This is a genomic window from Verrucomicrobiia bacterium, assembly GCA_035946615.1.
In the GTDB taxonomy this organism is placed as follows: Bacteria; Verrucomicrobiota; Verrucomicrobiia; order Limisphaerales; family UBA8199; genus DASYZB01.
Genome location: DASYZB010000133.1, coordinates 1 through 13133, shown reverse-complemented (window position 1 = coordinate 13133; position 13133 = coordinate 1). Strand labels below are relative to the sequence as shown.

The following is a 13133-nucleotide window of genomic DNA, read 5'->3' as shown; positions in this document are numbered from 1 at the left end:
CATGCATCTGGAGCTTCTCGATTGGATCATCGTCTTGGTCACATTGATCATCTGCTTTGGTCCAGCCCTCTTCCTGGCAAAACGCGCTGGCAAAAACACCGCCGAATTCTTCGCCTCGGGCCGCTCGGTCCCCTGGTGGCTAGCCGGCCTCTCGATGGTGGCCACCACCTTCAGCAGCGACACCCCAAACCTCGTCACCGACATCGTCCGCCGCCAAGGCGTCGCCGGCAACTGGTGCTGGTGGGCTTTCACTCTGACCGGGGTGGCAACCGTCTTCTTCTATGCCCGCCTTTGGCGCCGCTCACGCGTCCTGACCGACCTCGAATTCTATGAAATCCGATACTCCGGCAAAGCGGCCGGAGTCGTGCGCGGCTTTCGGTCAGTCTATCTCGGCTTTTTCTTCAACTGCTTTATCATGGCGACCGTCACCCTGGCGGCCTGCAAAATTGCCGCCATCCTCTTTGGGTTGTCGCGGTGGCAAACCCTGCTTATCTGCGGCGTGCTCAACGTCATCTTTGCCGCCCATTCCGGGCTCTGGGGAGTGCTGGTCATCGACATGATCCAGTTTTTCGTCAAAATGACCGCCGTCATTGCCGCCGCCTGGTTCGCCGTTAAACATGTCGGCGGCATGCATACGCTCCTGACGGCCCTGTCGCATAAGGCAGGCCCCAACGGAATTAACTACCTGAATTTTCTGCCCAGCTTCTCGAGCAACTGGGATGTGGCCGTAACGGTGTTCATCATGCCCATCGCGGTGCAATGGTGGGCGGTGTGGTACCCGGGCGCCGAACCAGGAGGCGGCAGTTACATCGCCCAACGCATGCTGGCGTCCAAGTCCGAAAAGGACTCCCTCGGCGCTGTCCTCTTTTTCAATATCGCCCATTACGTCATGCGCCCCTGGCCTTGGATACTCGTCGGCCTGGCCTCGCTCCTGGTTTACCCCCAGCTTTCCGATATCCAGAAGGCCTTTCCCCATCTCGACCCAAAACTCCTGGGCCACGACATCGCCTATCCCGCAATGCTCAAATTCCTGCCAACCGGGTTTATCGGCCTGATGGTCGGCGGCCTGATCGCCGCCAACTCATCGACCATTCTGACGCATTTGAATTGGGGCGCCTCCTACCTGGTGCATGATTTCTACCGCCGGTTCATCAACCCAACCGGCACCGAAAAGCATTACGTTTGGATGGGCCGCCTGGCTACTGTCGGGTTGTTCATCTGCGCCGGCTTGACCACCTACCTGCTGGATACGGCAAAGGATGCCTTCGACATCATTCTGCAAATTGGCGCTGGAACAGGGCTGCTGTACCTGCTGCGCTGGTTTTGGTGGCGTATCAATGCCTGGTGCGAAGTCGCTGCCATGATCAGCTCGTTTGCAACTTCGTTGGTGCTTCTGGTGCTCCACAAAAATGCCGTGAGCACATCCCTCTATGGCGGGGTCCTGAGCCTGGACCTGCCCATCACGATTGCTGTCACTACCGCTTGCTGGGTCCTGACCGCTTTTCTTGGTCCTGAAACAGACCGCCAAACACTCATTAGTTTCTACCGAAAGGTGCGCCCATTCGGACCCGGTTGGCGCCGGATTCGTCTCGATGCCGGCATCACCGAGCAGGAGGCTAAAGCGCGCCACGAAAACATTCCCCTCGCCCTTCTGGGCTGGGCCGCAGGCTGCTCCGTGATTTGGTCGGGTTTGTTCGCCGTTGGCAGCATCCTTTATGGCCGAACCGCGTTGGCCCTGCTGCTTTCGGGAATCTTTGTTGTCGGCGGGCTAGCCCTGCTCTATGTCATCAACCAGCTTTGGAGCGGCATATCGGTCGATGAACCTGACTCAACAACCCTGGTGCAGGCTGCGCCCGGCGAATCCATCCCAACGTAATAAAGCGATGATCTATCGTGGCCGCCTGGCGCCTTCGCCAACGGGCTATTTGCACCTGGGCCATGCGGCTTGTGATTCCGGCATCAGCACCGGAATGAGTTGTCGGCCGTTGCGGCGGTACACGCAAAAATGCGAATCGGTAGTCATGACCCGGCACCTCTTTTCTATCTCTGCCATACAGACCAGGCAGGCGTCGGCCAGTGACATCGGCAAGGTGCGATAGGTCTGCTGGAGCTGCAACAAACGGTTCACCTTTTCCTGCACCTCGAATTCAATGCGCAGGACGCCTCGCGATACGAATTCCAGCACGCCGGACGGATTGCCGCCAAAACGACATACCAGAAATTGCGCCTCCGAAAGAACCGCTTCGCACGTAAACAAAGGGGGTTCGAATCTTCCCCAAACACGACGCGCCCAGAGGTGGTGCCTGTCCCTGGCTATCAGGAGGGCGACGATCGGGCCTGTATCAACGAGTGTTCTTTCCGCCTCCGGCATAATCCGCCAGAACAGCGCCTTTCAGATACTCCTCGTTGGCTGATGCGTCCGGGGGGCCAGGCTGCGAACCCACGAGGTCCGAAATTAAATCCAGACAAGTCATTGCTTTTCGACGCCGCTTCTGGCGCAGCATGGTTTCGACACACCCGCGGACCAGCGCGGATTTAGCCACTCCCCGGCGCCGGGCTTCGTCTTCGATCCCGCGTCGAAGGGCTTCAGGCAACTTGAAAGTCATTGTCGTCACAAAGAAAAAGTAATACCTTCTGCAACAGCGCGCAATACCGAAAAAATGGAAATTACTGTTTCGACGCTGGGGACTCAGCCCTCCGAATCTCTTGACAGTTGTGCGCGTCTGCTTAGGCTCGTTACGCCATGTTGCTTGTCATTTTAACCATTAGAATCCTATGAACCATTCCTCCAAATCTGAAATAAATCGCCGTGAGTTCCTGCGGCGGAGCGCCCTGAGCGCCACCGCGTTGAGCATCGGCTCCGGCCTGGGCCAGTCTGCCACAGCGGCATCCAAAAAAATCCCGTTTGGCCTGCAGCTCTACTCGATACGCGAACAATGCAAAACCGACCTGCCGGGGATGCTGGTGACCGTCTCGAAGATCGGTTACAAAGGTGTCGAGTTTGCAGGCTATCATGGGCGCTCGGCCAAAGAACTGCGCACGCTGCTGGATGATAACGGCCTGGTCGCCTGCGGCACCCATACGCCGTATGAATCGGTGCTGGCCGATAAGCTGGGCGAAACGATCGAGTGTGAATTGGCCGGCGGTTTTTGCGTGGTGTGAGAGCCAGGGCGGAACGCAATGGTACGTGCTGGAGCACGAGAGCAGCAAAGACCCCGTGACCGCGGTTACGCGCAGCCATGAGGCGCTCAAGGCGCTGGCAAAGGCGTAACGCCTTCAGCAACACTCGTGCGGGCTGCCGGGATAAACCGGCGTCCAGTGCGGCAGATTGAGCGCGACCTGCTTTTCTTCGGCGAGGAAAATGGATTCGCGGTTTTGGGCCATTTGCTGCAATTGGGCCGTGCCTGCCGCATCCAGCGGCGTGTAGGCCTTGGCTGCTTCGATGGTTTTGTCCAAAAGCTCGACGAATGAGGTTGGAACAGCGGCCGCGACCCCCTTTTGAGAGAGGCTGAAGCGCACGGCCAATTCCACCTGGGGCGGCTCTTCCACGGAGCTGTACCACCATTCACGGTTTCTCTTGGCCCCTTTAGGCCAAGTGCCCCAGGAAAGCGGCTTTATCGCGATGACCCCAGCCCCTTGTTCATTGGCCAGCGCCAGGATTTCCTTTCCGAAATCTCGATTGTAGTACTCGACGAAATTGATCGGAAACATGACGGTGTCGAACTGGAAGGTTTTCATGGCCTCGAGGGCGGCCTTGGTCGTATGGGCGGAGAAGCCGATGTGCCGGACCTTGCCCTGTTCGCGGGCTTTGAGGATGGGCTCCATGGCTCCATCGGGTCCAAACACCTGCTTGACCTCCGAAGGGCGGACCAGGTGGTGCAACTGGTAGAGGTCGAAATGGTCTGCCTTGAGGCGTTGCAACGATCTGTCCAGCTCCATTTGAGCCCCGGCCTTGTCGCGCTTATGGGTCTTGCATGCCAGGAAATAGTCGCTGCGCTCGATGCCCTGGAGGCCAATCCCCATCTTGATTTCGGCGTCGCCGTTGCCGTAATTCGGGGCCACATCAAAGTAGTTTACGCCGCGCTCGAACGCGTTGTGCAGCGCCGCGGTCCCCTTCTCCTGGTCGCAATGGAACAGAGACAGGCCCGGAAAGCACACTACCGATACTTTGCGCCCCGTGCGCCCCAGCACGCGCCGGGGCATGCCTTGAACTCTCTCCTCGGTTTCCTCGGCCGCAAAAATATTCGGGCCGACCAATGCCGCCGCGCCGGCAGCGCCACCCACAGTCTTCAGGAACGTTCGTCGTTTCATAAGCTTTTTTCGGTTGAATGCACTTACTCTTCCCCATTTTCACTCAACGCGCAACCTTCTTCCCTGCTTGACGGCTGTTCTTTTGAGAGTTGAATATAGTGAAGCAACAGGCACTACTGAAAGGCGACCGAGTTATGGCTGATATACGAATCACCTGTCCGCATTGCCGGCAGCACATCACTTGTGACGAACTTTGGGCCGGCCACGAACTTCAATGCCCAAGCTGCCAGGGGTCTCTTACAGTGCCTGGCATTGCCCCCACGGCGGCGGCCGAGCCACCACCCGATTCTTTGGCGCCTGCACCCCCGGTTGGAGGCGCAAGGCTTTCCATCAGCCACTCGCAGGGGCGCCAAGCCGAAGCCGCCGCAGCGGCGCAGCAACGGGTGATTCCCATCCGAAACCTCGCCCCGCCTCCTCCGCCGAAGTCAAATCGCATTATCAAGTCCCTCAAGATCGCAGCCGTCGTGGCGGTTCTGGGTGTAGGAGGTTATTTCGGCTTCGTTTGGCTCAGAGGCCTGCAACAAAAAGCCAATGCCAAAAGCAATGCCGAAGCCAAGAACTCGGATGGCGGCCAAGTGGGCCACATAGCCAATCTCTACAATGCGCTGGATGCCACTGAACCCGGGCATTTTCCGGGCGATCGACGTGCCCGCGGAGCAGTTGCCTCTGCGAACGCCGCCTCTGCGGGCCAGGGGGGCGAAGCCGCCTCGCCTGCCGCCCCCGATAACACCGCTCCAAGCGCTCCCATAGTTTGGACCCTCGATTTGGCTGCCGCCAAAATCCCCCAGGACCGCGTCGGCGGGACAATCTCCGGCTCAAATTTTGTCGCCGAAACGGTGCGGATAGACCAGGTCGGTGCTGCCCAGGTGTTACGCTTGACTCAGGGCCAAATCATGTCGCCCGACCGGGAGGTCCTGATTTATCTCCATCTCAGGCCGGGAGAGAAAATCGGCGGGCAAAACCTCTCCATAACCCAAGACACCAAAAGCGGCGCGGTCTCGGAGGTGGCCAAACGTTGGAAGACCAATCCGCTCTATGGGCCCTCAATAAAGCCCTTTTATAGCGGCTACGCGATGAAACTCGATCTGGGTGAGTTCACCAATGATATCGTTCCGGGAAAGATTTACCTGGCTTTGCCGGACTCAGAGCAGACCGTGGTCGCGGGCACATTTAAGGCCGCAACCAGCCTGGCCGGAGGCGTCGTCCAGGCAGGCCCGGTTGCAACCCCCACCGCACCGGCTGCTGCGCCGATGTCCCGTTATGGCAACAGCGCCCTGGATGCGCGTTACGGGATTCGCCGGTGAATGGCCTCCAAATCGAGCTTCCTTGACAAGGTCCTGGGCCGTATTAGCCGGCTGGATACTCATGGACTGCAAACGGTAGTCCAACGCCTGGCCCGGGAGCGATCATTCCTCGAGACCCTCTTCAATACCATTGAGGATGGCGTGCTGGTGGTCGACGAAAACGGTCGCATTCTCTATTTCAACCACGCAGTCACCCGGCTGCTGGGATTGCAGGACAATGTCGAGGGCCAGCCGGTGGCGGAGTTCATCCCGGAACTGGATTGGGAGAAGCTCGCGCATTTCGCGCCAGGCGATGGGCCGCGCGTCGTGCGCCACGAGTTCGAGGTCCATTTTCCCAGACATCGTTTCCTGCGACTCTATGCCGCCCCGCTCGATCCGGAGAGCGTCCCGGGCCGCAGCACCGGCGTCGCGTTGATCCTCCACGATTCAACCGAGGCGCGGCAGGAGACCTTCGCCGCCATTGAAAGCGAGAGGATTCAAGCCCTGACACTACTGGCTGCCAGCGTCGCCCACGAAATCGGTAATCCGCTCAACGCGCTTCATATCCACTTGCAACTGATGGAGCGCGAGCTCAAAAAACTGCCGGCTGCTGTTGCGCGCGGCACTGCGCGAACGGAGGGCCGCCGCGCGGCGCCAAGACCGGACCCCGAGAACGAAACTGGAGAGATCGTCGCAAAGCTCGAGCAGTTCCTTGGGGTGGCAAAAGGCGAGATCAACCGGCTCGACTATATCGTGACGCAGTTTCTGCAGGCCATCCGCCCTACCCCGCCACAGCTCAAGCCGGCTCCCCTCAATGAAGTGGTGCTTCGGACACTTGAACTGCTGAGGCCGGAACTCGAAAGCCGCGGCCTGCGCGTGCGTACCCGCCTGGCGCGCCAATTGCCCATCACACCCATCGACCCCACCCAGATACAACAGGTCCTGGTCAATCTTATCCGTAACGCCATGCAGGCGATGACCAAGGAAGGCGCGCTCACGTTACAAACGGGCGAAGGCTCCGAGGGGGTGTGGGTCAGCGTTTCCGACACCGGCGGAGGAATCCAACAAGAGCAGATCAATCGAATCTTTGAACCGTTTTATACTACGAAGAAGAAAGGCTCGGGCCTGGGATTAATGATCGTCCAGCGCATCGTGCAGGCGCATGGAGGCCGAATTGAGTTGGAAAGCCAGGTCGGGCGCGGCACCTCCTTCCGTATTTGGCTGCCGATGCAAGAACGCAAGCCGCGCTTGCTCGAAGCCCCCATGCACGATTGAGCCTGCGGCGGCCCCTTCGAAACCGCGTCTGGACTGAGCGCCTGTTTTAAAAATCGAATTGGAGCCATTCGTCCTGTTTTGCCATTGTTTAACTTTTTCGCGGTGATTACCCTCCACCCTGCTAATTGCAAACCTGCAATGTTCCGGGATGCGATCCACAGTTCTGATAGTCGATGACGAGAAGACCACCCGCGAGGGCCTCCGGGCCGCGCTGGAGGAGCGCTACGACGTGTACCTGGCTGACGACACCAAAACGGCCATGGACCTGCTCGAAGCGGAGAGCTTCGATGTTCTGCTCACTGATTTCCGATTGCCAAATGAAGACGGTCTGAAACTGATCGGGCGGGCTAAATCGCTCTCCAAGCCACCCGTGTGCATCCTGATGACCGCTTACGGCTCCGAGGAGCTGGCCGTGGATGCCATGAAACGCGGTGCAGACGATTATATCGCCAAGGGCCGGCTGCAGATTGACGAGCTGGAGATGCGCATCGCGCGAGCCTTGCGCCAGCAGACTCTCGAGAGCGAGAATGTTTCGCTCCACCAACAGCTCGATGCGAAGTTCCGCATGGAAAGCATCATCGGCCAATCATCGCCCATGCGCGAGGTCTTCGAGGTCGTCCAGCAGGTAGCCCCGACTTCGGCTACGGTATTGCTGGAAGGCGAGAGCGGCACCGGCAAGGAACTGGTGGCCAAAGTCATTCATCAGCTCAGCCCCCGGACCAAACAGCCCCTGGTCATTCTCAACTGCGCCGCCCTGGCCCCCACCTTGCTCGAAAGCGAGATGTTCGGCCATGAGAAGGGCGCCTTCACCGGCGCGCATGAACGGCGCATTGGCCGCTTTGAACAAGCTCAGGGGGGCACGCTGTTCCTGGATGAAATCGGAGAGATCGATGCTTCCGTTCAGGTTAAGCTGCTGCGGTTCCTGGGTGAACGCACCTTCGAGCGGGTCGGCTCGAATAAGACACTCAAGGCCGATGTGCGTCTCATAGCGGCCACCAACAAACACCTCGAGGACCTCGTCAAGGCCGGCTCATTCCGCGAAGACCTTTTTTTCCGGTTGCGCGTTGTGGAAATCGAATTGCCCCCCTTGCGTGAGAGGCTTGAGGACATCCCGCTTTTGGCGGAGGCCTTTTTACGCGAGTTCGCCAAGGAATATGGAAAATCTCTCAGCAGCCTTGGCCCCGAAACGATGGAATTGCTGCTGCGTTATCCATGGCCTGGCAATGTGCGCGAACTCCGCACGGCCATCGAACACGCGGTAGTTTTGTGTCGCGGCGACAAAATAACCGCGCGGGATTTGCCGGCGGGCGTGCGGGCCAACCCGCAAACGGCCACGGCGGCGCGGCCTTTGGCTGGGGGCGGCGACCTGACCCTCAAGGAAGCCGAGAAACAGCTTATCAGCCGCACCCTGCAGGAGACCGATGGAAACCGCACCCTGGCAGCCCAAAAGCTGGGAATGAGCCGCCGCACACTTCATCGCAAGCTCCACGAATTTCATTTGGAAGGATTTTAGCGCGATTATGCAGTTGCAAAGCCTTATTCATCGATTCGAAGTCGGCACGGGCAGCCGTTTTATTCGGGCTGGCCTTGGGGTGCTGGCGCTGTTGCTGTTGGTGGTTTGTTACGATTGGCGGGCGTATCGGAACATGGCGACGCAAGAAGCGATGGATTCAGCGCAACTGGCGCGCAACCTGGCCCAAGGCCGAGGCTACACCACTTCGTTCATCCGCCCCTTCAGCATGTTCCTGCTGACTCGGCGCAACCAGGCCAGGCAAAAACAACTCGATCTCACCAAAGCACCCGACCTCGCCCGCATCAAAGGCAATCATCCGGACCTGGCCAACCCGCCGGTCTATCCGGTGGTGCTCGCCGGGCTGATGAAGGTCCTGCCCTTTAATTACGCCATCTCGAGCAAGTCTCGCCCGTTTTGGAGCCAGAACGGCAGATTCTATAGATATGAGCCGGATTTCCTCATCGCCTTGTTCAACCAGTTACTGCTTCTGGCGATGGTTACGCTCGTCTTTTTGCTGGCCCGCCGCCTATTCGATTTGCGAGTCGCGCGCCTGGCGGCGGTGATTCTCCTGGGAACGGAGGTGCTGTGGCGCTTCAGTGTTTCGGGGCTATCCACGATGCTGTTGCTGCTGGTTTTCACCGGGTTGGTCTGGTGCCTGGTGCTGCTCGAGCAGGAGGCCCGCGAACCCAAGCGCGGGCGCAACTGGCTTTTGTTGCTCGCGGTCTTTGCGGGTCTGCTGACCGGCTTGGGCGGCCTAACTCGCTATTCGTTTGCCTGGTTGATTCTGCCGGTCCTGGGCTTTGTCCTTTTGTGCTCGGGCAAAGACCGGGTGCAGGCTGGGGTCGCAACGGTTGTGGCGTTTCTGATTGTCCTGACACCTTGGGTGGCGCGCAATGTGGTCCTGAGCGGCGCGCCTTTTGGAACCGCGACCTACGCCCCGATTGAAACCACCTTTGCCTTTCCATCGTATCAATTGGAGCGATCTCTGCAGCCGGCGCTCACCGGGGTGCCCGTCGTTGCCTTCTGGTATAAACTCATACCCAACCTGCGGCAGCTCGTCCAGAACGACATCCCCCGCCTGGGCGGCACGTGGCTTTCGGCCTTCTTCCTGGTCAGCATCCTGATCGGCTTCCGCAGTCCGGCAGTTCGGCGCGTGCGCTATTTTTTGCTGGGCTGCCTGGCGGTGCTGCTGGTGGTTCAAGCCCTGGGCCGCACCCAGCTTTCGGAGGACTCGCCTGAAATCAATTCGGAGAATCTTCTGATTCTGGTGGTGCCTTGGCTCATCGTGTATGGGGTGAGCCTGTTCTACCTGCTGTTCGAGCAGATGTCGCTGCGTTACCGCGAACTGCGATACCTGGTCATTGGCCTATTCACCATCGTCGCATGTCTGCCGTTGTTGCTGATATTCCTGCCGCCCAAGGCCAGTCCCATCGCTTATCCCCCTTATTACCCTCCGGCCATTCAAACCGCCGCCGGCTACACCAAAGAAGATGAGTTGAGCATGAGTGACGTGCCCTGGGCCATGGCCTGGTACGGCCAATCTCAATGCGTTTGGCTCACGCTCAATCCACGCGCCGATTTCTTTGCCATCAATGATTATCAAAAACCCGTTCAGGAACTCTTTCTGGCCAAAGTCCAGTTCCAGCCCGAGGCCCTCTACCAGATGAGAATCACCGGTGAGCAGCCCTGGGACAGCCTACCCTTCGAAATCCTCGCGGAAATGCCGGCCCTCGCGCGCGAGCAGGGTTGGAAGACATGGCCCAAGAAGGTCGCCTTCCCGATTCGCCTGGCCGACGGGACCATGACGACATTGCCTCTTCCATACTGGCAGTATGGATTTCCTGACATATTGCTCCTGACTGCCCGCCCGCATTACCCGCAACAGGATTGATCCTCTCCTCCTCGTCCAATCGGTAGCAGGCGACGCCAGGAGGCCCTGATCCTTCTTCTGTTGGTCAGGCCGCTGGCTTGGCCCGGTGAAACTCAGGGCTGAGATCAGAGCCTCCTGGCGTCGGCTGCTACGGACCAGGACGTGGCAGATGCCGGCGATTCTATTTTTCAAACAGGCTCTTATCGGGCCTTTGCCGGCTACGCGCCAGGGGCCATCTCCTGCATCTGCGCATGTTGCTGCAGGAAATCGATCACCTTCTCATTCATAAGCTGATCATAAATCTCGATGAGCCCATTGCGTTTCTGAAGGTCTTTGAGGAATTTATCGGCTGGAATCTGATACATGGCCGCCAAATGGCTAATGCGTTGGGCGATCTCCTCCTGCGAAACCTTGATGTCTTCCTTTTCGGCTACCTTTCGCAGCAGAAACGCCACCTTCACCCGCTCTTTTGCGCCCTGGGCTGCGGCTGAATAAATCTGCTCTTTCTGCTGCTCGATGGCCTCGCGCGAGACGCCGCGCTTGGTGTTTTCCTGCACGATGTCATAGACCACGTTGCGGGTTTCGTTTGCCACGGCGCTTTCGGGCAGTTCAAAATTCACCCGGTTGAGCAGCGAACGGACGAGCTGGTTGCGGGTGCTGCGGGTCTTCTTGTAACTCAACTCGTTTTCCAGATCACGCCGCACCCCTTCCCGAAGTTTCTCGACATTTTCCGCCCCATAGGCTTTGGCAAAGGCATCATCAATCTCCGGCAACCCTTTCTCTTTGACTTCGTTGACATCGACCTCATAGACGGCCTTTTTGCCCGCCAATTGTGGCGTGACGAAATCCGCAGGGAACTCAATGTTGAGTGTGCGCTTTTCACCCGCTTTTGCGCCCAGCAACTGCTCGGCAAAACCGGGAATGAACGAGCTGCCGCCAATCTCAACCCAGAAACTCTGCTGGTGTGTGAGGCCCTTGGCTGTCGGTGCAATTTCGGTAAGCGGTTTGCCCTCCGTTGTGCCGGTGTAATTGACCACGACAATGTCCCCCGTCTGCGAAGGGCGCTCGACATTCTTATATGCGGCGCGCGGCTGGCGCAGGGCCTCGATCGCCCGGGCGATGTCCTCCTCGCTCACGGCCTTGGTTTCCAACTGGACCGGGATGCCTTTGTATTCCGGCAGCTCGAATTCCGGCGCGGTCTCAATCGTGGCGGCAAACTGCAGCGGCTGGCCCCGGCTGAACTGGATTTCTTCGATGTCCGGGTGCCCAAGCACATCGAGATTTTTGTCATCGACGGCCTTTTTATATGCCTCGGAAATCAATTTGCGCTTGGCCTCGTCCTCGATGTCTTTGCTGAATTTGCGCAGGACCATCTCGCGCGGGGCTTTGCCGGGGCGAAACCCAGGCAATCGCGCCTCGCGCTGAAACTCTTTGGTGACCGAGTCGAAGGTTTGGTCCACCTTCTCGGTCTCAATTTCCACCCGCACAAGTTTCTTACATGGGGCAAGATTCTCTACCGTGACATTCACAAGCAAAACCTTTCCGTTAAACGCTGAAAAAGTCCAGTGGCCAAGGGGCCGCCACCGTCCAGCGGGTCGATGACGGTAGGAAAAGCCCTATCACGCGTCAAGATTGGCTTTCGGGTTGCGCGCGGTGGCCCGTATTGCGCGGTTTTAACCTTTTTCACAGTCCCAATGGCCAGTTGAGCGACGCCGGTTGTACGAACCTCATGAGTGAAAGAATTACTCGGATTTACTCAGATTTGGTCAGATGGCCTGTTGGAGCGGGGTTAGGAGTGGGAGTGCGCAGGGTCGGGTGGACGATTACGTAAGTGCCATTTTTGCCCGGATAGAATCGGATGGGCTCGGATGACTTCGGATAGGCGCGGAGCGTGAGGAGTCAAAAACGAGATTATCCAGGCTTATCCGAGGCTACTAAGGGCCGGAGGCGAGGTTATCCTAGGCTATCCGAGGAAGTTGCCGCGAAGGAACGCAGAGAACGCAAAGAAAGGCTCAGGTCTGTCGAACATTCAACATCGAAGGGGGGCTGCCTGAAGAAGAGTGAACTGAAATTTGGTGAAATTAGGTGCAACCAGGTGCAATTAAGTGCAAGTCATGAGGGAGGGAGAAACTCCACGGGCTGAACATCGAACGCTCAACGTCGAACTATTCAAACATCGAAGGGATCGGGAGGCGCGGAGCTGGGGGCTGGGGAGGGGGAGAGGGGGGTGCTTTGGGGCTGTACAGCCGTCCCACCGTCCCAAGGCCGGTAAACACGGGTGATTCTCACTATTGCAACCGTCCCACTGCCGTCCCAGAGCGTCCCAACCGTCCCAATCAAAGCGCGATGAGGATTTGATGGAGACAAAAGAATCCAGGGAGCGAACATCCAACGCTCAACAGTCGAAAGGTTGGGAATTTTGATTTTAGATTTTTAATTTGCGATTGCCGCTGGACGGTGGGCGGTGGGCGGCCGGCGAGGAAAAGGGGGAAAAAGCTTGTGCGCGCGGGAAAGTGAAAATGAAGTGTAACATGTAACATTATCGATAAAGGCGCTTATATTCAGCGGATTTTCTGTTACACTTTGAAGTGTAACTTTCCCCCCCAAGGTATAACAGAGAGCGCCTTCCCGGATCATCTCGATGATGCGCCGCAGCGAGAAGATGACACTGGAATCCCCCACAGACACCGTTATCTACTGCTCCCGGGTCAACGCCAAGATCAACCGCAACTTCGAGGTTTTCAGCGCCACCGACTTCCTGGCGGCCATTACGCAGCATATCCCCGACAAAGGCGTGCAAATGGTCCGCTACTACGGCTGGTACAGCAATAAGATGCGCGGCATCCGCCACCGCGGGGTCGCCACCGCATCAGTGGTGCGC

The 13133-nt window shown here is 58.2% G+C and carries 11 protein-coding genes; 7 read left to right on the top strand and 4 right to left on the bottom strand.

Features of this window, described 5'->3' with window-relative positions:
* Window position 1 precedes the first annotated feature (1 nt).
* The gene (locus VG146_19340) at window positions 2-1876 is read left to right on the top strand and encodes a sodium:solute symporter family protein (GenBank protein ID HEV2394510.1); all 1875 of its coding nucleotides are present in this window, start codon (window positions 2-4) and stop codon (window positions 1874-1876) included.
* A gap of 45 nt (window positions 1877-1921) precedes the next feature.
* On the opposite strand, the gene VG146_19335 is transcribed toward VG146_19340, so the two are convergent.
* The gene (locus VG146_19335) at window positions 1922-2371 is read right to left on the bottom strand and encodes a PIN domain-containing protein (protein ID HEV2394509.1); all 450 of its coding nucleotides are present in this window, start codon (window positions 2369-2371) and stop codon (window positions 1922-1924) included.
* Window positions 2343-2615: a CopG family transcriptional regulator gene (locus VG146_19330; GenBank protein HEV2394508.1), complete on the bottom strand. Its 273-nt coding sequence runs from the start codon at window positions 2613-2615 to the stop codon at window positions 2343-2345. The genes VG146_19335 and VG146_19330 overlap by 29 nt, the downstream gene beginning before the upstream one ends.
* Window positions 2616-2775: 160 nt before the next feature.
* On the opposite strand from VG146_19330, the gene VG146_19325 reads away from it, so the two are divergent.
* Complete coding sequence (locus VG146_19325) at window positions 2776-3162, top strand: hypothetical protein (GenBank protein ID HEV2394507.1); 387 nt, start codon at window positions 2776-2778, stop codon at window positions 3160-3162.
* Between the two features lie 114 nt (window positions 3163-3276).
* Here VG146_19325 and VG146_19320 read toward each other — a convergent pair whose 3' ends face one another.
* A complete protein-coding gene (locus VG146_19320) occupies window positions 3277-4311 on the bottom strand; it encodes an aldo/keto reductase (protein HEV2394506.1) in 1035 nt (344 codons plus the stop codon).
* A gap of 134 nt (window positions 4312-4445) precedes the next feature.
* Here VG146_19320 and VG146_19315 point away from each other — a divergent pair, with 134 nt between their 5' ends.
* The 4 genes from VG146_19315 (at window position 4446) to VG146_19300 (ending at window position 10273) form a co-directional block, all read left to right on the top strand.
* The gene (locus tag VG146_19315) at window positions 4446-5615 is read left to right on the top strand and encodes a hypothetical protein (GenBank protein ID HEV2394505.1); all 1170 of its coding nucleotides are present in this window, start codon (window positions 4446-4448) and stop codon (window positions 5613-5615) included.
* Entirely contained in the window at window positions 5616-6869 is a 1254-nt protein-coding gene (locus tag VG146_19310) for an ATP-binding protein (GenBank protein ID HEV2394504.1), read from the top strand. It begins immediately after the preceding gene.
* A 148-nt stretch (window positions 6870-7017) separates the two neighbouring features.
* Window positions 7018-8382 carry a sigma-54 dependent transcriptional regulator gene (locus tag VG146_19305; protein HEV2394503.1) on the top strand — a complete coding sequence of 455 codons (1365 nt, stop codon included), beginning with the start codon at window positions 7018-7020 and terminating at the stop codon, window positions 8380-8382.
* A gap of 7 nt (window positions 8383-8389) precedes the next feature.
* Window positions 8390-10273: a glycosyltransferase family 39 protein gene (locus VG146_19300; protein ID HEV2394502.1), complete on the top strand. Its 1884-nt coding sequence runs from the start codon at window positions 8390-8392 to the stop codon at window positions 10271-10273.
* A gap of 197 nt (window positions 10274-10470) precedes the next feature.
* Here the strand turns inward: VG146_19300 and tig are convergent, their stop codons facing one another.
* Window positions 10471-11781 (bottom strand): trigger factor, encoded by a 1311-nt coding sequence (gene tig, locus VG146_19295; GenBank protein ID HEV2394501.1) that lies wholly within the window; start codon window positions 11779-11781, stop codon window positions 10471-10473.
* 1133 nt (window positions 11782-12914) lie between these two features.
* On the opposite strand from tig, the gene VG146_19290 reads away from it, so the two are divergent.
* A partial coding sequence (locus VG146_19290; GenBank protein ID HEV2394500.1) for a transposase occupies window positions 12915-13133 on the top strand: 219 nt, incomplete at its 3' end.